Here is a 20,586-nt window from a genome sequence, read left to right on the forward strand (position 1 = left end):
ACGAGTCCAGAGTGCCCGTAGGCATTTGGCCAGAAGGCTGAGCCGGCACGCTTCCTCTTAGGATTTAGCCCGATTTGGGAATTGATCGTGGAAACCCTGATGATGCGGTGACGCACCCCCTACACTGAACAAGTTCTCAAGCCATGCCGCATCTGTGCGGCATGGCGTTGGTAGCAAACATGGCTCGTCTTAGGGATACATTCTCGCCTCCTTCCTCAGCCGCTCCTTAAATTGCCCGCGCACGTAGCTCGGCAGCGTCACGGACGGCTGATAGTGGCCAAGCGCTTCGACTTGGATCTTCCGAGTGTTCCCAACCGATTTGTGGACATAGTTGTCCTGCAGAACGGGAGCCTTCTTGTTGAGCGCGTGACCCGTGATCAGCGCAATGTGCTCCACGCGCACGCCCTTTGCATCCAACTCTGTGGCAAGGGTGTGCCGGAACGCATGCGATCCAATGCCTTTGCCAAAGCCTAAGCCCTTCAAGTAGGCCGCAAATTGGTTGACGAAGCCCTGGCTGTAGCGCCCGTTAGGCTCACCGGTCTTGCGGCAAGTGCCAGCCGACAGGTTAGGGAAGAGGCGCTTGTGGCCACTTGCCTTGATGTCGGCCAGGAAGTCGAGAAAGCCGGCCTGGATGAGGCTTGGGTGAATGGGGACCTTCCGGATCGCGCTCTTGCCTTTCAGGCTTTGCCGGCTGCGCTTGCCAGCGCTTTGCGCCAGGTCCTCGTCCACCGTCTTCTGGATCGAGAAGCACCACACGCCTTGATCTTGGACGACGTCGTTGGCTTTGAGCTGCGCGATCTCGTTGATCCTTGCGCCTGTGTAAAGCGCAATGAGCGGACACCACCAACGGTGCGGATACTTCTTGGCCCAGGGCAGGAAGGTCTCGGGGTTGAAGATCTTCTGGATTTCCTCTGGTGAGAGCAGCCGCTCGGGCTCATCCTGATCAACCAGTAGCTCTTCCCTAGCAGGCTTGAACGCATCCAAGGGCGAATGCGGGATGGCACGCGCCTTGACCAAGGTGTTGAAGAAGGACGCGAGGAATCGCCGATGGAGTTCGAGTGTTGCGTTGGCCGGCTGTGGGCGTCCTTGACGTTGGCCCTTGGCGATCAAGGCTTCGACGCTCAATCCCTGGTGCTTGGGGTTGGTCATGAAGTCTTCGGGCGCCCAACGCAGCAGATCCCACATCTGGTAGATATGCGTGTGCTCGATGCGAGCAACGGAGGTGTTGCCACTCACACGTTGCAAGATGGCAAGCGTGCGACGATAAGCATCAATTGTGGCGGTGCGAAGGTTCTGCCGTTCCTTGTCTTTCAGAAAGTCATCGACCTCCTCGGAGAGCAACCGCGCTGGTGTGGCCAGGGGCAGAGGTTCGGGATAGCGAGTTCCGGATCGGCGAAGCCGGCGGAGCTTTTCATGGTGGTCGTAAGTCGCTTGGACCAGATCTTGAAGGTGAAGCGCGCCGGCTCGGTCTTGAACGACCATGTCATTGAATTCGACTTTGCCGATGCGAATGCTTCGGATAAATAACTGGCCTTTTGGGTGTTGCAAATAATGATGAAGTTGAGAGTGTTTGAAGTGCATCTACGATCCAATTTTGAGAAGGTAGACGTTTGATAAGGGGAGGGAATTTTCTGTCAATGAAAAAATAGGACAGAAATTTCGTGCCGATGATTGCCTAAGGTGGTCTCGATGATTGCTGTTCAAACACCTCAATTTTCAGTTTGAATTCGATAAGGGATTTTATCGAGAAACTATATGCGTCAATGATTGTGGCTGTATAAATGAGCTTGAAACCATCAATGCGCGTGTAGTGTTTAAACGTAACAAAAGGGCGGAAAGCGAGAGATATCTCACGCAAATAAAATGAACGCAATATAAATGAGGTGGCCTTGCCTAATCTAATATTTCTTAAGAAGGCAGTTAGGCAATCCGATTTCACTGCTTTTTGGACTTGGCAAAATCCTAAACGTTAGTCTCAGCTTTTGAGACATAAGTAGTCTGAGATAGGGCCTGGAGACCGGAGCTTAGGGGCTTCGGGATCTGCAAGGCTATGCGTTGGTTCTCTTGATGACTTACCAATGGAGCTTGGCAAATGGGTATGCCTTTCGATGTGTCTGACGTGGTCGGTAGTCTGGTTGCAGCCGTTGTTCTCATTGTTGCGAAGTGGGCGTTCGATAAGCTTAGCTTTTGGGATGAAAAAATTGGCTTGATGATAAACCGAGCTGAACTGAGAAAGGTTGAGTTGCTCAGGGCTGACCCTGTCCACATCACGCATTTCCTATTGCTTCAGGGCATTTACTGTTTCGGCGCATTGGCTATTGGGCTGATGCTGCTGCCGCTGGCCTTCATGGACGGTGGCATGAAGCTACTCACGCCAGGACTGTGGTGCGTTGGTCTGGTAATCTATTTTTGCGTTGTGTTCCCGGCAGGCATGATGGTCCGCGTGCGAAAGGGCGATGCCTACATCAAGCGTCAACAGGAGCGCATCGCCCGAGCTGAAAAGCGACTTGAACTCCGCCGGCAGCGGAAGAGTCCATAGCCCTGCTTGAAGGAATGATGGTCACCTGACTTTCGCCACGAAAAGGTTAGCGTCATCCCACCGTTCAACATGGGTGATACATGAAAATCTTCATTAGTTCGCTTATCACCGGAATGGAGGCGGAACGGGCGGCAGTCAAGCACGCCATCGAGCTTCTCGGTCATCAAGCCATCATGGCGGAGGATTTCGGCGCCCGAGCCAGCTCTCCCCAAGTCGCATGTCTAAGTGGCGTGCGCGATGCGGATCTTGTCATTCTCGTTCTTGGACCGCGCTACGGGACCAAGCAGGCAGGAGGCGTTTCAGCAACGCACGAAGAGGTGCGTGAGGCCCGGAGCCGCAAGCCACTTCTGATGTTCGTGCAGTCCGGCGTGGAAGCGGAACTGGATCAAGCCGAACTGATTAAGGAGGTTGGCAAGTGGCAAGGTGGTCAGCTCTGGGATGGCTTTGTCTCAGCGGATGACCTGGGGCAAAAGGCAACTCGCGCCATCCATCGGTTCCAGCTGACGCAGGCCGTGGCGCCCCTCGATCCCACAGGATTGAGCGATTGTGCACTGACGCTCTTCCCACGGATCGAGCGTGGCTATCAGCAAAGTGGCACGGTCTTGCAGCTTGCTGTTGCAGCTGGACCGGACACAACAGTGCTTCGCCCCGCCGAGATGGAATCCCAGCCCCTTCTGGAGGCCATGCAACAGCATGCGCTCTTCGGAAAACCCTCTATTTTTGATCGTGGCTTGGGGATGCAGTCGCGCTTAGAGGGAGACGCGTTGCTCTTGGCCCAAGAAGGTCCACGCCGCGAAGGTGCGTCGATCCGGCTCTGGCCGAATGGGGATGTGCTCCTGAGCTTGCCCGTGCCACCTCCCGAGCGCGACGTGGGGCTATCGGTGGTCTTGGAAGAAAGCGTCGCAGAGAAGCTTGAAGCGGCGATCGCCTATGCCGCTTGGCTTCTGGGTCAGATTGACCCTACCGAACGGCTTACCCACGTGGTGCCGGCAGTGCGATTAATTGGAGAACGCGCCGGCGCTTGGAGGACTCGCGCTGAGCACGACGCCAGCCCGAACAGCATGCAAGTGCCTTGGCGACAGGGTGAGCACCAAGAGCCCATGCTTCTTTCGCCACCACATCAAGTCAGGCAGGCGCTGTCCATGGACGCGCAGCGCATCGTAGAAGATCTGGTCGTGCTCTTGCGCCGCCGCTGGATCAACTGACGCCCAACATGACGTCAACCGGGAGAAATCGATGAGCATTCCCGCACAAGCTTTTGCAGATCGGCTTCCCAATGACCTATCACCTGGCAGTATATTTCTGTTCCGAGAGAGTTGGGCAATGTTGGTCAACAATCAGCAGGAAGAAGGCGAGCCTGTTCTCGCTTTCTTGATGCTCCAAGGCGAGCGCGCAGGTTCGCTCTTCAAGGTAGGAGAGGGCATGACTCGATGTCTGACTATGGCTGAGCCGTTCGGATGGTTCGCATCAGTGAAAGAGGTAGCTCGCCCAGCACATGACGTGGTGGATACCGCATCACTATCACTTACGCCACATGGGCCGGTGGTGGTTGGTCAAATACCCAGCCAATGGGGAGACGGCGACAAGATTGCCTTTGGCATGGATGGACAACCCCGTAGTGACTATCCCCGTGGTGCCGTCAAGCGCTTTGCTAAATGGAGCGCTGAGATCTTCCATCCATCTCGGCCTTTCGTCAGCTTGGGACGTCTTTTCGAAGTCGATCGAACTCCTCGCTGATCCCACCAATTGTAGGCGATCATAGATTTGTGTCGTTGGGAGATCCATGAGGCATGATGATCTGATTGTGTTTTCCCGCAGCCACGAGAACCTCCATTGCGGAGTTAAATTAAATTGATAAAAAATTGGCCAAAAATTCTTCTTGCTGGTGCTGCGGTCGTATTGCTTTCGCGCGCATTGCTATCAAAGGAAAATTCGCGGGGTGCAACGAGATCTAATATCTCGGTGCAAGTTAAAGAGCCAGTGCCTGAAGCAACTCCGGTGGTTCCTGCTCAGGAAAGATCGGTCATCGGCAGGATGCTCGCCGCAATAAATCGAGAAGAGGCGAGGCTTGATCGTGTTCTTGACCGAATCCCTGCTTGGTTGTCAGCGACAGCGGCATTTGGAACGATTATGTTTGCCGCTGTAGTAGCGTTTATAGTTAAAAATTTGCCGGTTACTGGCCCCTTTTCGCCGATGAACCTAGTTTTTCTGTCTGTAATATTCTTTTTTGCTGCCGTTGGAGTCGTTCCCAAAACAAATGCGCGGTTTTGGTCGCTCCTTGGTGCGCTCGTTGGCTTTGTGATGTGGATTATTTCTTTAATTCAGTGATGGATGCTTTTCCAAATGGCATCGAAGTTCGATATGGTTAAAGAAGAACCAGTAGTGAGCAAGCGATTCCCCATGCAATGCCAAGTAAAAAGAAGAAAAGGCAAATGGCTGTAATGGCTAGTGAATAGCTCTCGGGTTTTGAAGATTTCTCAGGCATGTTAATTTTCTCGGGTTAATTTACTTCATAAGGTTTTTTACTTTTTTGTCAAGGATGCAGTTTAAGTGCAAAAATTTGCCGCACGCAGTGGTTGTTTTTGTCAATTGATATGGCCCTGATCTGCTGCTTGCCGGATGGATAGGTCGCCAATAACAAGTTCGCATCCGGTATGAGAGGGCAGTTCTTGGTCGAAATGCCGTATTGAGCTACAAGACGGTTTGTGAAGTGGAGAGCTGGGCTTTGTCATCCATCTCGGCCTTTCGTGAGCCTGGGGCAGATTTTTGAGGTCGATCGAAGTCTGGCCTGATTCCATAACAGGCAAAGTAGAACCCTCGAAAATAGCCGTCTTACGCTCTTGAGCCCTGGCAAATCTTGAGTCAGAACTGATGAACTCTGACTCAGGAAACACACATGGCCATCTATCACACCCGAATCAAAACTTACAGCCGAGCGAAAGGGCATTCTGCAATCGCAGCAGCTGCCTATCGCGGCGGCTACTTGCTCACTGATCCCACCTCCGGTGCTCGCCACGACTACCGGGGCAGGGCAGGCATCATCCAATCGCGTTGCCTGGCACCAGCTGGTTCACCGGCATGGGCGGATGACCCGCAAGCACTTTGGGCCGCTGCAGAAGCGGCGGAGCGACGTTGCAACAGCACTGTATGCCGCGACTTCGCGGTTGCGCTGCCGCACGAACTCGATGACCCCAAGCGCTGGGAGTTGGTGCTTGATATCGCACATCGCCTGATCGAGCGCTTTGGCTTTGCGTTGCAAGCGAGTCACCATCGCCCGACCAAAGATGATCTTCGCTACTTCTACTGCCATCTTCTTGCGACAACCAGGCGCATGGAAGCCTCGGGGCTGACGACAAAGACGCGTGTGCTAGACGGGCGAATGAATGGCAAGGAGGAAGTCGAGTGGATCCGCGCCATGATCGCTGAGCGCATCAAGGGGCACCTTGAACAGGCTGGCATGGGCAAATCGTTTGAGCATCGGTCCTTGACGGAACGCTTGGAAGCGATGCGAGGCAACGGGATCTTTGTCCAAGGACAAGCAAGCTTTGAGCAGCTTCTGTCCCGCTATCGCCAAGAGGGGCGGCTGTTGGGCGTGCCGGATGGCCACACGGCGGAACAGGCCCAGCGCGAGCGCCCAGGACCAGGCATGGACACTTCTGCTGATGAGACTTCGCTGGCGAAGATGCCTATCATGCCGGCATCCGTTGGCAGACTCAGTTCAAGTAGGGACGACGAAGCTCGGTCAGCAGCCCAGGGAGATCCACACGGCCCTCAAGATAGTCGTTGAGCGCATCGGCCATGTGCTGATCAATACCAAAGCCAGCCGCATGCTGTTGGGCGATCCAGCCTTCAACATGGGCTTGGCGCAGTTGATGCTCTTGGTGGTCCAAAGGTAAGGTTTGCTGACTGACGGAAGAAGGCATGACGAAGGATCCAAGTGACTGATTCACTTGATTCGTATCATAAAGCGGATCTTCGTCAAGCCGACCCTAGCTGCTCGAAAAACGAGCGGTCAGAGCTTCTCGCCCTCATTGATCGCCTGATTCAAGATCTCATACCACTGGTTCATCTCGCGCTCGCTGCCGAACTTGATCGTCCAGACTGGATGATTCACATCTCGAACGCTGACCGTGATCGTTCCTTCCCGCCTTGAGTTGTGCCAGTGCTTCTCCCAAGAGCGAACATCCATCAACGGGTAGATCTTCACTGCCCTGCCGACACGAATCTTCAACCGCGACCGTTCAATCGAGATCGCCAAAGCTCCTTGTCGCCAAAAATACGAGCGATCAAACTCCCGCTCAAAGACCTCCCGCTGGTTGCGCAATCGGTCAGCACGATTGACGACGAAGGCGACCAGCACCGCTGTGCCCAGGACAAGCAAGATGAGAAACGTGCCAACGGTCATGTGAACTCCTGAGAACAGAATGGGACCATCGTTGATTGCAAACGGATGGCTACTGGACGCGACCGGTGATCTTCCAAGTGCCGCCCATCTTGGTGAACGAATAAACCCCGTCCATCTGATTGCCAAAGTCGCGACCCATGGCTCTGACCTTGGCCGTTACGTCACAGGTGTAGCTGGGCGCGCCTTCCGCCTTTTTGCACTGATTGCTCTGGAAATCTTTGATGCGCGCCTCTTCATTGCTGTTGTCTTGAACGAACAGCAGGAAGGCATGCTCCCGCTCAGACTGCGAGGGGCCACCGGAAGAGCAGCTGGCCAAACAGATTGACATCAGGCCAACCAGGGCCAAGCAAAGCTTTGACATGTGCATCTCCAAAAGAGGGAAAGGGAAGGGTGCTAGAAATCCACCAGACCGGCAGGTTCGGGACGCTTGATTGGCCGACATGCTCAATGGCTGCACGCCTCCGCACACAGCCCAGGAATGACCGGTGTTGGTGCTTGGTAGTCGCAGTTGATTGGCGGGCGGAACCATGTTACTGATAAAGTAACAGACAAGGCAAGTCGGAGACCTCATGCTCATTCATCACATTGCATGCTTGTGGTCACATTTTGGATCTGGACGACGCTCGTCTCATCTTCGCCAACCGCCTCCGTCACGCGCGCCAGAAGGCCGAGCTGACCCAGGAAGCTTTGGGGGTTGCCGCTGGACTGGCTCCTGAGGTGGCCAGGACGCGCATCAATCGCTACGAGAAGGGCGTGAACGAGTGCGATCTACGCACCGCCAAGCGCTTGGCCGACGCCCTCGGCATGCCACTGGCTGCCTTCTTCGCCGAGACCGATGAGGTCGCAGACGCCATCCAAGCGCTTGCCAAGCTCTCGGTCGAGGAGCAGCGAAAGGTCGTCGCCGAATTGCAGCTCAAAGCCCAGCGCAGCGGTGCGCCTAGCCCATAGTGCCAAGGTCCCGCTGATGTCTTGGCACGCTTCCCGTCAGACAATTCCTACACAGATGCCAATGCGCATCCGATCTAAGCGGGCTGTGTGATCCTGTAATCTTGCGAGCGGACGGTCGTTTTCAAACAAGCCAGGGATCAACGATGGAAGGCAGCACTTCATGACCGGCAAGATCAAGCTCAGTGTCGCCATCTCGCTCTTGCTCCTAGCCCTCATTGCAGGGGTCTACCTTTCCGGTCAGTTGATCTTGATGCTGTTGAAGTTGGCTGGGCCGCTCAGCGTCGGCACCTACTGGTCTTACGTGAAAGCGCTCGACCTCCCCCAGTTCGCCCCCTATGCGACCAAGATCAAGCTCGCTGGCGCCATCGGCTTCGGCGTGCCGCTTGTGGCCTGGATCGCGCTGCTGATCCCGCTGTTCAAGCCTAAGGCGGCCGCATTGCATGGCGACGCGCGCTTTGCCTCAGGCAGTGATCTGGCCAAGAAGGACATGCTCAAACCGTCGCCAACCGGCATCGTGGTTGGCAAGCATGGCGGCAAGTTGGTGCGCTTGCCCGGCCAGCAGTTTGTGATCCTGGCCGCACCCACGCGTTCCGGTAAGGGCGTGGGCATCGTCATTCCCAACCTGCTCGACTACCAAGGCTCGGTGGTGGTCCTGGACATCAAGCAAGAAAACTTCGATCTGACTTCCGGCTGGCGCAAGAGCCAAGGCCAAGAGGTCTTTTTGTTCAACCCCTTTGCCGAAGACGGGCGCACTCACCGCTGGAACCCCCTGAGCTACATCTCGCCCGATCCGGCGTTTCGCGTCTCGGACCTGATGAGTGTCGCGGCCATGCTCTACCCAGATGGGTCGGATGCCCAGAAGTTCTGGGTGAGCCAGGCCCGCAATGCTTTCATGGCGTTTACGCTCTATTTGTTCGATAGCTTGGACGATCAGATCAAGCGCAAGCACCCGAAAGACACCTGGATGTTCCCAACCCTTGGGATGCTCTATCGCGTGTCGTCTGGAGACGGGAGCGACTTGAAGGGCTATCTCAAAAAGCTCTCGCAGCGCGACTTCTTGGGTCGCGATGCCAAGATGGCCTTCGACAATTTGCTCTCGCAAGCCGAAGAGACCTTCGCCTCGATCATGGGCACGTTCAAAGAGCCGCTCAACCAGTTCATCAATCCGATCCTGGATGCGGCCACCAGCGGCAACGATTTCTTGCTGACCGATGTGCGCAAGAAGAAGATGAGCATCTACATCGGCATCCAGCCGAACAAGCTGGCGGAAAGCCGCTTGCTGATCAATCTGCTGTTTAGTCAGCTCATCAACCTCAACACGAAAGAGTTGCCGCAAAACAATCCGGCGCTCAAACACCAGTGCTTGCTGCTGATGGACGAATTCACGTCCATCGGCCGGGTCGACATCATTGCAAGCGCGGTGAGCTACATGGCCGGCTACAACATCCGCCTACTGCCCATCATCCAGAGCATGGCGCAGCTGGACGCAACATATGGCAAGGATGTCTCGCGCACCATCATCACCAACCATGCGTTGCAAATCGTCTACGCCCCCCGCGAGCAGCAAGACGCCAATGACTACTCCGACATGCTCGGCTACACCACAGTGCGCAGGAAGAACAAGTCGCACAGCAGTGGCAAGCAAAGCAGTGTGTCCTACTCCGAGACCGAGCAGCGCCGTGCATTGATGCTGCCGCAGGAGTTGAAAGCGATGGGCTTTGACAAGGAAGTCCTTCTCTATGAAGGCATTCCAAGTCCGGTGCTCTGCGAGAAGATCAAGTATTACGAAGATACCTACTTCACCAAGCGCTTATTGCCGAAAGTGAAGATTGAAGCCTTACAGATGGTCCCCGCATGAGTGATAGCACACCTTCCAATAAGCCTCAAAGTCGATTGAAGGCTGATGGCAGTCACAGTCAACAGCTGCTGCGTGATCTGGCATTGATCAATGCACGCACTGTACAGCAGTTGGGGCCACTGCAACCAGGCGTGTCCGTGGCAACGCCTAAGCGCAAGCCCAATCTTCCACGTCCAATGCAACGCCTCAATCAGGATGCTTTTATGACTCAGACCAACGATTCTTCCCCTGATTCCATCGGCGCACGACCACCAGTGCCACAAGGGTTGCGCGAAAGCTTCAAGGATTACCCCGATCACATTGCGCGGTTAGAAAACGCGCTTCAGGAGTCGGTCGATAAGCCATCGCCGATTACCCCTCCCTTGGAGTTTGCGATCTGGGCAATCGAGGGCTGTCTCGATACTTTCGTTGACGAATCACGCGAAAAGCTACGGATCGCGGAGCAAACGGGCGACCAAGAAGCAATCGCACTGGCGAAGTCGACGCATCTGCTTATGCTTCATAGCGCCTCTAAGGGCGCATGGAAGGAGCAGAACTTGATGGACTATTTTGGGTTCCCAAGTTCGAGTCATCGTCATGGCTGATGAAACCGATGTGCTACCAAAGGGGCTCCATGAGCAGATCCTACGCGAGCAAATACTAACCGCTCAAGATTTCATCAATTCAACAGCCCAGCAGCAGCCGAAAGCAATCATTTTGGGCGGTCAGCCTGGTGCTGGTAAGGGCGGTCTGGTAGCCCAGGCGAAGGCCGAGCTTGATCAAAATGCCGTCACAATCGATCCGGATGAGTTGCGCCGCCACCATCCGCGCGTTGCTGACTTTCGACGCGAAAATCCTTATGAATGGTCTGGTCGAACCCACAAGGACGCAAGCTCTTGGGCCGATGAGCTACGCGTAGCAGCGACTGCGGAGAAAAAGAACCTTATTTTCGACACCACATTGAGTGATGGAAAATGGGCGTCGGAGACGTTGATCAAAGGTCTGCAAGAGCAGGGCTATGAGGTCGAGGTGCGTGCTGTTGCCTCTCCTAAGTTGGAGAGTGAGCATGGTGTCGATGAGCGTTTTACGGCCAACACCGACAGGCAAGGCTACGGTCGCCATGTGCCTGAGGGCGCGCGTGATGCAATCTACGGAAAGCTGCCTGTCAGTTTGGATACCATCCATGCGAACAGCAACGTGCCGATCCGCATCTTCAATCGTGAGGGCATCGAGCTTTACGACAGTCGCGCTGATGCACGCATGCCTGGTCAAGCGTTGGAAGAAGCACGCAACGCACGGCTTAAAGATCCCGCTTTCACCGAGCATCTTCGGGAAGCCTGGCAAAAGCAAGTCGATTGGCACCGTGACTTGCCGGACCATGTCCAAGAGATCCCGAAATCTGATCCTGATGTCCAAGCAAAACTGCTTGAGGAGCATGCCAAGCTCCGGGTGAGCGATGTGGTTGCTAGTCGCATGGAAGGCATTGCCACCATCGACGAACTTGGCGGCCAGGTGCTCCACCTGCACGCGTGCCTGTGCCGGAACCTGAAATCCCAGGCTTGCGTCGCGCCGGGATGACAGCAGGGCTTGCGGGTTTGGGTGTTGCCGCTACCGCCTACGATGCGTCGCAGGCCGGAGAGCGTGTGGGCACGCTGTTGGCACAAGACAACCTCACCGCTGCACGCTCAGAAGCGTTGCACTTTGCTGCCCGAGGCGCGGGCGGCTGGGCGGGAGGCGCCGCTGCCGCTGCCGTTGTTGGCACAACCGGTGCAGGCCCTGTCGCGTTGGTAGTTGCCGATGGTTATCTGTTCAGTGCCGCTGCCGACAAGGCCGCGACCTTGTGGGACAACCGCCAGATCTACACACAGACCGATAAGCAGGGCGTGAGCTGGGAGTTCAACGGCAGCCAGTGGCTTCGCCAAGAAAAAGCCGACTTGCAAGACGATGGCGTGGATGCGCCGCAGAAGCAGGCCATGTTCGCGCTGCCCGAAAAAGCGCGTGAGCTGAACTATCACGCCAGTGGCGAAGCGACCGAACAGGCACTGGGCAAGGTGCAGCCCAGTAATCCCTATGTGCAGCCATCCAGTGAGGCAGATGCTGCGCATCTTTACGCACGGGATTGGCGGCATGATCCGGCAAGTGGCCAGTGGTCTCGGATGGTCGCCGACGAAGTCGATCGGAACGATCGGCCCATCTGGACGGTGGATCCAGCAAGCCCTGAGCGCAATGCCGCGTTGGACCAGCAAGCAGCCCAGGTGGTTGACGCCAACATCGCCCGAGGTCCGGCTGCGATTGCAGCAACCTATCAAGCTGCGTATCAGCGCAATGGTTGGGGGGACTTCGGCCCCGTGCCAGCGGCCGTGCAAACAGCCTTGAACCCGGACTCGTTGCAAGCCTCGGACGGCAAGCAGTATCAGCGCGATACGCAAGGTCAGTGGCGCCATGACGGCGTTGCTGCCGAAGGCAATGTCCCGTTGGAACTCAACGCAACGCGCGAACGCTTGCAACCGGCATTGGAGCAGCACGCGCAGGCGTTGGCACAGATGCCTGCAAGGCAAACGCCAACGCCACAGCAGCAATACCAGGCCAATACCGAAGCGACCTATGCCGCCTATGGCGTTGCGCCCAATGCCCAGACTGCAGGCGCGATCCAGCTTGCGGTGCAAAAAACCCGTGAGGCAAACGGGATTGATGCCGCGACCAGCTCTTTGGCGTTGGAGCGTGATGCGACCGGTCAATATTCGGTGGACAGCCCCATCCAGCATCTGAGCCGTGACGCCGATGGTGCTGTGCGCGTTGCGGCAACCACCAGCACCGCCGACATCCATCAGGCACTCGGCGAGGTGCAGTCACTTCGGCAGGAGCAGCCGCCTTCGGCCGGTGCACCAGACCTGCGCATTGATGCGCAATCGCCCCAAGAGCGCGATGCCTACGAGCAAGCATTGCGCGAAGCCAATCGGCAAGGTGTCTCCACGCAAGAAGCACAACAAGCTGCGAGCTTTGCAGCAACGACCGCCACCGCTCCGCGTGTGGATGAAACCCAAGCGCCTCAGGCAGCCATTGACGCGCAGCGGGATCAAGACGTTGCACGCACACCCGACGCGCCTGCCGTTGTGGAGACGGCAACGCCTGTTCCGGTCGTGATGCCTGCATCCCTCAATGTGCAGGCGCAGGAAGAGCCGCGCCCGGTCGCTAAGCCCGCCGAACCGAAGCCCGAGCCTGTCCCGCAACGCGAACCCCACGAAATCCGAACACCTGAGGTTGCCGCAACCCCGACAGCCGGCGCAGTCCAGCCTAAGGCGGAGGCATCGGTTCCAACGGCAAGCGTGTCTGCGCCGGGCGTTGGATCGGCATCATCCGCTTCGACCGTTCCCGATCAAGTGTCTACTCAGGCCACTGTGCCGACGCAGCCGCTGGCATCAAGTGAGGTGGAAGGGCTGCGCCTTGGCGACCGAGGGCAGGAGGTCGAGTTCTTGCAGTATCGCTTGCAGCAAGTAGATGCCCGGGGTCCGAACGGCCAGGCCGTGCCGCAAGACGGGCACTATGGTCCAGAGACCGAACATGCCGTGAGGCAGTTCCAGCAAGACCATGGGTTGCCGGCAACAGGCGTTGCCGGCCAAGACCTGGATGCGGCGTTGTCCCAGGCACAACACGCGCGCCGAGATGCCTCGAAACCCACAGCGCCGACATCGGCGAATGCGGCGGTGGAGCAGGGCAGTGAGCAGCAAGCCCGAGCAGGCACGCCACAGAACGATGCGCCATCGGCTGTTCCATTGCAGGCAGAGCAGCAAGAGGCGGTGCGAGCGCCGTCGCCGGCAATTCCAACGCAAAGCGAAGTGCCGGCGCAGATCGTATTGCCGGAGCGCCAACCCGCTGCCTATGCGTCGTCGCCAGGTTTTGGTGGGACAACTGCCCGCTCTAACGCACACGAACACGATGAGGATCGGGTTGAGCAAGCAAGGCCCCTCCAAGATGCCGCTCAGCAGGCGTTTCCCTCTGATCATCGGGATTACGCGTTGTTCTCTGCCATCCAGGCGCAGCTCCCGAAAGGCACGTCCGATGAGAAGACGGCCGAGGTATTGCATGCTGTCAAAGAGTCAGGGATTGAGCGCGCGGATGAACTCCGGAACGTGACCATCCAAGATGATGTCGCCTTTGTCTTTGGCAAAACGCCGGGCTTTCATTCGGAAACCTCGCTCAACACGCCATCGCCGGGCATCAATGAGACCTTGCAGAAGACAGAGGCAATGGATCAGCAACGGGTGCAGGAGATGGTGCAATTCCAGCGCGAGCGCGAAGAAATCGACAAGAACCCAACAGGCCCCGTCATGACGCTTGCTGGCCACTCTCAGCAGCAGGCGATGTCTGGCGGCGATGGGGGCAGTGGTGGTGATGGGGGCGGTGGCTGACGCATTGAGCGTAGGATTCATGCTTCGACCCAGCAATGTGTGGCTGCGCTTTGCGCAACGCACCTTCGCTTGACGCAAGCCTTGGTTGCTGAAAAAGCAATAGCGTGGGGCCTGCGAACTTAGGTTTGGCGCCAATGCCAACGCCAGATCAACAAAATGCAAATGTAATTTTAATGTCTGCGCGGGTAGCCTCAACTCACGCAAGTTGTGCAGTAGATCTCGAAGTGTAGGTGCTATGGATAGCGAGTCAGGTCAGACGGATGACGCAGAACAACCGCTCTTTCGCAAGCGGAAGGGGCCGGAGACAACTTCCACACTCGGCGACCTAAAAGATGCGTTTCCCTCGTCCATCCGGATCTGGATTGGCTGTGGCTGTGTGCTTTTCCTCTTGCTGGCCACGTTTGTTCTGACCGCGTCCTACTCCAAGCGGGAGCACGTGTCGGGCCAGATCATTTCGACACATGGGCGAGTGGATATCCGCAGTGGAACGCCTGGCCTCATCCTGTCGACGACATTGAAGCCCAATGCCTTGGTCAAGAAGGGCCAAGTGCTTGCGGAGCTGTCAGCCGACATCACCGACGAAGCGGGTCGCTCTTTGTCCGATGAGACGATCAAGCGTGCGCTCACCCGATCAGAAGAGCTGACCAAGGAGCAATTGCAGACGCATGACTTTTCTGGCCAGCGCGAGCGGGAACTGACGCGTCAAGTCGAAGAAACGACCGGCGCGATGCAGGAAGTCGCTCGCAAGATCTCAATCTTGGAAAAGAAATACGCCAAGAACAAAGAACTTTTGAAGACCATTGAGCCGCTGCTTGCTGAGAAGTATGTGTCCAAATACACCTACCTCACCTACGAAAATGCTCTCTTGGATGCAGAGGCGGAGATCCAGGATGCCCGCGCGCAGCAGTCCACACTTCGTAATCAGCGTGCCGCATTGCTGGGTGAAATCACCGAGATAAAGACAGCCGCCAGCAGACAAGCGAGTGAGATCGAGCGTGAGAAGTCCACGATCGAAGATCAAGTGGCCAGAGCCAAGTCCGATCGGCTGCAAACCATCACTTCACCCTTGAGCGGCACTGTTGCAGCAATCTATGCATCCCAAGGTCAGCGCATTGGCACCGACTCGATCATCGCGTCCATCACCCCAAGCGAGTCGGTGTTCGAAGCCGAAATCCTCATTCCTTCCAGGGCCATCGGACATGTGAATGTCGGCACCGAGGTGCTGCTCAACATCGCCGCATTCCCGAAAGCAAAATATGGCGCCATCCAGGGGCGCATCGCATCGCTGTCAACGCAAACGAGTCCCCTCGGTGAGTTGGAGCGCCGCTATGGTCGCCAGTCGCCCACTGAGCCGGTTTACACCGCCAAAGTCGCCTTGCCTTCCCAGACCATTGGAGTTGCCCAAGAAGCGAAGCCCTTCCTGCCGGGGATGGAAGTGGACGCGGAACTGATCTTGGAGGGCCGCAAGATCTGGGAGTGGATGTTTGACCCCTTCCAAACCATGGGATCGCGCTTAACGGGTGAAAAGCGATGAAGGACGTCTTGACACCATCCGCCGATGGCGATGCCGAGCCGGATCGCTCTGCTGAACCAAGCCTGGTGTTCTCCTCGAAGCGCCGTGTGCCGCATATCCGTCAGACGGAGTCGAGTGAGTGCGGCCTGGCCTGCATTGCGATGCTGCTCTCCTACTACGGCCATGAAACGAGTCTTGGGGAGCTTCGCAACCGCTTTACGGTGTCAACCAGTGGGGCAACGCTCGCCTCGCTGATTGAAATCGCTGATGCCAACGGGCTCACGACGCGTCCGCTTCGCTTGGAGCTTTACGAACTGCCCAAGCTGTCGTTGCCTTGCATGGTCCACCTACACCACGGGCACTTTGTCGTGCTGACGGCTGTGAGGGGAGGGCACGTGCACATCAGCGATCCCGCAGCGGGCGTCAAAAAAATCAAGCTCGATGAGTTCGATGAGCTTTTTAGCGGCATTGCGTTGGAGGCGCATCCGGGTCCGGCCTTCAAGAAGATCAAGAGCGTGCCATCAGTGTCGCTTCGCGATCTGGCAGGCTCGCTTCGGTCCCTGGTGCCCGCGTTCTGGGGTGTGGGCATCTTGGCGCTCTTCTTGGAAGGCTGTGCGCTGATTGCGCCGCAATATCTAAGACTGACCATGGATCAGGTGCTCAGCGTCAAGGACGATGGTCTGGTCACCACATTGGCTATCGGCTTTTCGATCGTGCTCCTGGTCCAGCTCGTCTTGACCGTTGCCAGGAAGTGGACCTTGCTGTGGATCTCTTCGACCACTAGCTTACGGTGGAGCAGCAACTTGTTCCGCCACCTCGTGTCGCTATCCCAGTCGTATTTCGTAAAGCGGCACACCGGGGATATTTCAAGCCGCTTCCAGTCGATCTACTCCATCCAGCAGTCACTCACGACGAAGATGATGGAAGCGGTCATCGATGGGGTGATGTCTTTCCTCATGTTGTTGCTCTTGATGAGCTACGACGCGCCGCTTGCCTTCGCCTTGTTGGCTTTCACCATTGCCTATGTAGGTTCGCGCTACGCCTACTACGCCAAGCTCAAAGAAGCCAACCTTGATCAGATCAACATTGATGCACGCCGGCAAAGCTTGCTCTACGAAACGGTCCGAAGCATCCAGCCCATCAAGCTGTTCAACAAGTCAGCGCTTTGGGCATCGCGCTTCACGAACTACAGCGCGAAAGCCACCAATGCGACCATCGGAGCCGAGCGTATCCGCATTGGGTTCGATTCCGTCCAGCTTCTCATCCAAGGCCTGTGCCGCATTTTCGTGATCTGGGAAGGCACCCGGCTGGTGCTCAGTGGGGATATGACGGTCGGGGTGTTGACGGTCTTTTTGATCTACGCGACCCAGTTCAGCCAACGCAGCATCAATCTGGCCGACTACTTGATGCAGCTCCGGCTGCTTCGCTTGCACACCGAGCGCATTTCAGACATCACGCACAGCGAGCCTGAGTCGTTTCTGCATGGCAACGGCGCACTGGAAGACGCTGCGCCCACCATTGCAATTGCCAACGGCTATTTCCGCTACTCGTCTACGGACAAGTGGATCATGAGCGCCTTGCAGCTCAGGGCCCCGGCAGGCCAGGTGATTGCAATTGTCGGGAACTCAGGCGTGGGTAAGACCACGCTCATCCGCGTTCTGGCGGGGCTTGAAGATCTTCAAGTCGGGGACTTCTTAGTCAATGGAGAGGATCTGCGGAAAGTCGGTAAGTCGAGCTACCGGAGCAAGGTCAGCATCGTCATGCAGGGAGACAATCTGTTGTCGGGAACGCTGTCGGAAAATATCTCCATGTTCGATGAGCACATTGATCAAGAGCGTCTTGTGCAGGCTGCGAAATTGGCATGCATCCACGACGATATTCAGCGTATGCCAATGGGCTTCAACACCAGAGTCGGCGACCTGGGAAATACGCTGTCAGGTGGTCAAAAACAACGGGTCTTCTTAGCCAGAGCCTTCTATAGGCGCACCAAGTTGTTGTTGATGGATGAGCCAACGACTGGGATTGATGAGCAGATGGGCATACAGCTGATGAAGAATATCAAGAGCATCGGCGCGACCACAGTCATTGTGACGCATGACAAGAACATCTCTCGGATGTGCGATATGCACTATCTCTTCGTGGGCGGAGCTCTAAGGCCCTTGATCAAAGAGCAGCCTAGCAAATTTGAACGGGACGAGGCCGGGGAAACGGCTGAGAAATCCAGCCAACAATGAGGGGTTGTAACGCTTATCAAAATAAATTCGAGGGAAAAGGCGGCAAGGCGCATTCAATGAAAAAAACGATCAGAAAAAAAATCTACTCACAGGATGGAGTGCTGTAATGAGAGAATTGACAAGCGAAGAGCTGTTCTTAGTCGCAGGTGCGGCAGCCGCTGCGGACGTCGATCCAAGCGAGCCGCCTACGCTGCCGCCAGTGGTTGTTAACCCGCCACCTTCGGGGCCACCGTCGCTTCCACCCTCTCCGCCGATCGAGTTCCCGACACCGCCTCCGGGAGGTGGTGGAGGTGGAGTGCCTAACCCATTAGACAAGAATACGACCACGGATCTTGGAGCAGAGGTTGATATTTTGGTCAACAAGTCAGCGACCTTAGAAGGACTTGTTCAGTTGGCGCAGGCGAAAGGTTTTCAAATAGCGACCACGGATACATATTCTCGGACCGATTATGCTGCTACGGGCGGCGGAACGGTTTACATCAAAACCTATGCCAACGCGAGTGACACCGCGTCCCAATTAACGCATGAATTAGGGCATTCACTTTTTGATGGGGAGTGGAATACTGTAACAGATCGAGCATCGGCCATTAATATGGGTTTGGCAACTGAAGGTGAAGCAACAATCTACTCCATTGCGGTCCAGAGAGAGCTTACCGCACAGGGTATTGGTTTTAACATTGCCGCAGATCCCGCCAATGTAGCTTCTTACAACGCCACATATGACGCATATAAAGCTGGCCAGATAGGCTGGGATGCCGCTTCAGCGCAAATCGGCGAGTCTTTCAGGAATGGCGAGCATATTGATGTGAATGGAACCCCGGATAATAAAAGTGATGATATTACCTATGAGCAATACTATGGGAACTATTGGGACAGTAGGAATCCCGCTGGGGGCTGATGACATAGTATGAGGATCCTGAATTTATGAGGGTGTCTGGCATGATGTTTTCGAAAAAAATGGCGTTTTTGGTAATTCTCAATTTTTCTGCGGCGATGAGTGTGCACGCTGAAAATAAGGATTCTCAATTGAATTTGGATGAGGTTGTTAGTAAATTTTATAATCCTGCTAAGCCGATCAACTATGAAACTTTCCGTGATATCGGGTTCAGTGATTTTCGGCAAGTGAGTTCAAGTCGGTCCTTGAATATTGCTTTTCGTTCAGCTGCATTGAAGACAAAGGATCAGTATGGAGTCTCCTTTGTTGAGTTCAGGGTTCCACCTGAGCTCGACAAAGGAGTGAGCTTTGCGTATATGGAATTGACGCCCGGACGTTGTTATGAGGTTTCTAAGATCAAGCAGAAATTTGCGCTCACTCCATATGTCCTGCCACCCAATCCCCATGCGCCACTCGCCGATGCCAGCAAGGAGGTCTTTTACAAAACCGATCTTGGTGAAACATCTGTGTATGTGAAAGCGAGTTCAAAGGGTGAGTGCTTGCTTGGGCTAACGAGAAGTCGAAACTAGGAGGTTTGCTGGCGCTAGCCAATTAGGCATCTATCTAATTGGCTAGCGCTGAGATAAGAAGCCGACAGGCTTGGCGTGAAACGATGAGTTCAAGCATTACATAGTCATAAGCAGCCGCTATGGGCTTTGGGAGGCGATTGCGTGATGTCACTACGGCTCGGGCCGCGCTCTGAGGGTGTTGCGAATGATGAGCGAGTAGACAAAGAGGGCAGGCACGCATGTCAAGCAGATGCCAATGAAAAACATGCCATAGCCCCGGATTTGTCCGTAGTGGGTTGTGAGATAAGCCACTGCAAGGCCTGAGAAGCCGGCAAGCACCCTGCCGAAGATCGAGTAGAAGCTGGTTAGCCAAGCGTAGTGCTCTCCTGCGCGTCCAAGCGTGACCAGCTTTGACATGTAAGCAACCAACGCGATGCCGGTATAGCTACTGGCAAGGTTTTGAAAAATAACGCTAGCCCAAAGCAGTTCAGCAGACCGCTCATTGGACGAAAGCAATGCAAGAACGAGGAGGGCAAGGGCTTGGAGAGCTGCGCCAACAAGAATGGTCGTGCTCAAAGACATGCGCTTCAAGCTAGTGCCTGCAGCCAAAATTCCGAGGAAGGCCGCTGGGATCCCAAGCCAAATATGCAGGGATCCGACCACGCTCTTTCCAATGCCAAGGGCATAGAAGAAAGGATTGATCATGGGACCCAGAAGAATATCCGGTAGGCGATAGCAGCCAATGAAGACGATGACCGCGATCCATCCTTGGAGCGTGGAGGGTCGAAGGGATATCAGCGTAGACCCCTGCTTCTTCGCACTCGCGCGATCTGGGGTGAGAGCGCTATCGGGGGCAGATCGCAGAAAGAGCGTTCCGCAGATCGGCACCAACATCAGGGGCAGCAGAATTGCATAAGCAACTTGCCAGGACAGCCGCGCTGCGAGCAAGAACACCAGACCGTCGCTCAACAGCAGAGCAATGCGGTAGCCAAATTGGTAGGCAGTGAGGAGCTTGGCTGGCTGCTGGTGCACTGCCTCTTGTTCGATCCGGAACGCATCGACTGAGGCATCCAGGGTCGCACCGCCAAAGGCTGCTGCGATGCAGCTCAGTGCAATCAGCGGAAGGCTGCCAGCGACAACGCTCAGGACAAGGCCTAGGAGAGAGATGGCGACCATGATCGAAGACAAGACAATCCAGCCTTGACGGTGCGACATGGTGCTTCTAACGACCGGCGCACGACGTTGGTCGAGATGGCGG

Annotated in this window: 18 protein-coding genes; 14 read left to right on the forward strand and 4 right to left on the reverse strand. The window is 55.9% G+C overall.

Annotation, left to right across the window (positions count from 1 at the left end; translation table 11 throughout):
* Positions 1 to 189: 189 nt before the first annotated feature.
* Positions 190 to 1,359: a site-specific integrase gene (locus LN450_RS01475; RefSeq protein WP_039417614.1), complete on the reverse strand. Its 1,170-nt coding sequence runs from the start codon at positions 1,357 to 1,359 to the stop codon at positions 190 to 192.
* Positions 1,360 to 2,092: 733 nt separating this feature from the next.
* On the opposite strand from LN450_RS01475, the gene LN450_RS01480 reads away from it, so the two are divergent.
* The 5 genes from LN450_RS01480 (at position 2,093) to LN450_RS01500 (ending at position 6,326) form a co-directional block, all read left to right on the forward strand.
* Entirely contained in the window at positions 2,093 to 2,539 is a 447-nt protein-coding gene (locus LN450_RS01480) for a hypothetical protein (protein WP_016851042.1), read from the forward strand.
* A gap of 80 nt (positions 2,540 to 2,619) precedes the next feature.
* The gene (locus tag LN450_RS01485) at positions 2,620 to 3,744 is read left to right on the forward strand and encodes a DUF4062 domain-containing protein (RefSeq protein WP_016851041.1); all 1,125 of its coding nucleotides are present in this window, start codon (positions 2,620 to 2,622) and stop codon (positions 3,742 to 3,744) included.
* A gap of 31 nt (positions 3,745 to 3,775) precedes the next feature.
* Positions 3,776 to 4,276 carry a hypothetical protein gene (locus tag LN450_RS01490; protein WP_014089904.1) on the forward strand — a complete coding sequence of 167 codons (501 nt, stop codon included), beginning with the start codon at positions 3,776 to 3,778 and terminating at the stop codon, positions 4,274 to 4,276.
* Between the two features lie 114 nt (positions 4,277 to 4,390).
* Positions 4,391 to 4,867: a hypothetical protein gene (locus tag LN450_RS01495; protein ID WP_124632062.1), complete on the forward strand. Its 477-nt coding sequence runs from the start codon at positions 4,391 to 4,393 to the stop codon at positions 4,865 to 4,867.
* A gap of 568 nt (positions 4,868 to 5,435) precedes the next feature.
* Entirely contained in the window at positions 5,436 to 6,326 is an 891-nt protein-coding gene (locus LN450_RS01500) for a MobA/MobL family protein (protein ID WP_078562076.1), read from the forward strand.
* Between the two features lie 225 nt (positions 6,327 to 6,551).
* Here the strand turns inward: LN450_RS01500 and LN450_RS01505 are convergent, their stop codons facing one another.
* Entirely contained in the window at positions 6,552 to 6,944 is a 393-nt protein-coding gene (locus LN450_RS01505) for a hypothetical protein (RefSeq protein WP_016851038.1), read from the reverse strand.
* 49 nt (positions 6,945 to 6,993) lie between these two features.
* Positions 6,994 to 7,311, reverse strand: coding sequence for a hypothetical protein (locus LN450_RS01510; RefSeq protein ID WP_016851037.1), 318 nt, complete (start codon positions 7,309 to 7,311; stop codon positions 6,994 to 6,996).
* 239 nt (positions 7,312 to 7,550) lie between these two features.
* Here LN450_RS01510 and LN450_RS01515 point away from each other — a divergent pair, with 239 nt between their 5' ends.
* The 9 genes from LN450_RS01515 to LN450_RS01555 all read left to right on the forward strand — a co-directional run bounded on the left by LN450_RS01515 (position 7,551) and on the right by LN450_RS01555 (position 19,349).
* Positions 7,551 to 7,892 (forward strand): helix-turn-helix domain-containing protein, encoded by a 342-nt coding sequence (locus LN450_RS01515; protein WP_016848995.1) that lies wholly within the window; start codon positions 7,551 to 7,553, stop codon positions 7,890 to 7,892.
* Positions 7,893 to 8,052: 160 nt separating this feature from the next.
* A complete protein-coding gene (locus LN450_RS01520; RefSeq protein WP_014089910.1) occupies positions 8,053 to 9,750 on the forward strand; it encodes a type IV secretory system conjugative DNA transfer family protein in 1,698 nt (565 codons plus the stop codon).
* Positions 9,751 to 10,016: 266 nt separating this feature from the next.
* Positions 10,017 to 10,334, forward strand: coding sequence for a hypothetical protein (locus LN450_RS23220; protein ID WP_016848996.1), 318 nt, complete (start codon positions 10,017 to 10,019; stop codon positions 10,332 to 10,334).
* Complete coding sequence (locus tag LN450_RS01530) at positions 10,327 to 11,307, forward strand: zeta toxin family protein (RefSeq protein ID WP_080754991.1); 981 nt, start codon at positions 10,327 to 10,329, stop codon at positions 11,305 to 11,307. The genes LN450_RS23220 and LN450_RS01530 overlap by 8 nt, the downstream gene beginning before the upstream one ends.
* Positions 11,308 to 11,513: 206 nt before the next feature.
* Positions 11,514 to 14,138 carry a peptidoglycan-binding protein gene (locus tag LN450_RS01535; RefSeq protein ID WP_228885022.1) on the forward strand — a complete coding sequence of 875 codons (2,625 nt, stop codon included), beginning with the start codon at positions 11,514 to 11,516 and terminating at the stop codon, positions 14,136 to 14,138.
* A 235-nt stretch (positions 14,139 to 14,373) separates the two neighbouring features.
* Positions 14,374 to 15,672 carry an HlyD family secretion protein gene (locus LN450_RS01540; protein ID WP_014089913.1) on the forward strand — a complete coding sequence of 433 codons (1,299 nt, stop codon included), beginning with the start codon at positions 14,374 to 14,376 and terminating at the stop codon, positions 15,670 to 15,672.
* Positions 15,669 to 17,885: a peptidase domain-containing ABC transporter gene (locus LN450_RS01545; protein WP_014089914.1), complete on the forward strand. Its 2,217-nt coding sequence runs from the start codon at positions 15,669 to 15,671 to the stop codon at positions 17,883 to 17,885. Before LN450_RS01540 ends, LN450_RS01545 begins: the two co-directional genes overlap by 4 nt.
* A 106-nt stretch (positions 17,886 to 17,991) precedes the next feature.
* Complete coding sequence (locus LN450_RS01550) at positions 17,992 to 18,783, forward strand: hypothetical protein (RefSeq protein ID WP_126952882.1); 792 nt, start codon at positions 17,992 to 17,994, stop codon at positions 18,781 to 18,783.
* 41 nt (positions 18,784 to 18,824) lie between these two features.
* Positions 18,825 to 19,349 (forward strand): hypothetical protein, encoded by a 525-nt coding sequence (locus LN450_RS01555; protein ID WP_014089916.1) that lies wholly within the window; start codon positions 18,825 to 18,827, stop codon positions 19,347 to 19,349.
* A 150-nt stretch (positions 19,350 to 19,499) separates the two neighbouring features.
* Here the strand turns inward: LN450_RS01555 and LN450_RS01560 are convergent.
* The coding region (locus LN450_RS01560; RefSeq protein ID WP_228885023.1) for an MFS transporter at positions 19,500 to 20,586 on the reverse strand (1,087 nt) is incomplete at its 5' end.

Origin of the sequence: Xanthomonas euvesicatoria pv. euvesicatoria (assembly GCF_020880415.1) — a bacterium.
GTDB classification, from domain to species: Bacteria; Pseudomonadota; Gammaproteobacteria; order Xanthomonadales; family Xanthomonadaceae; genus Xanthomonas; species Xanthomonas euvesicatoria.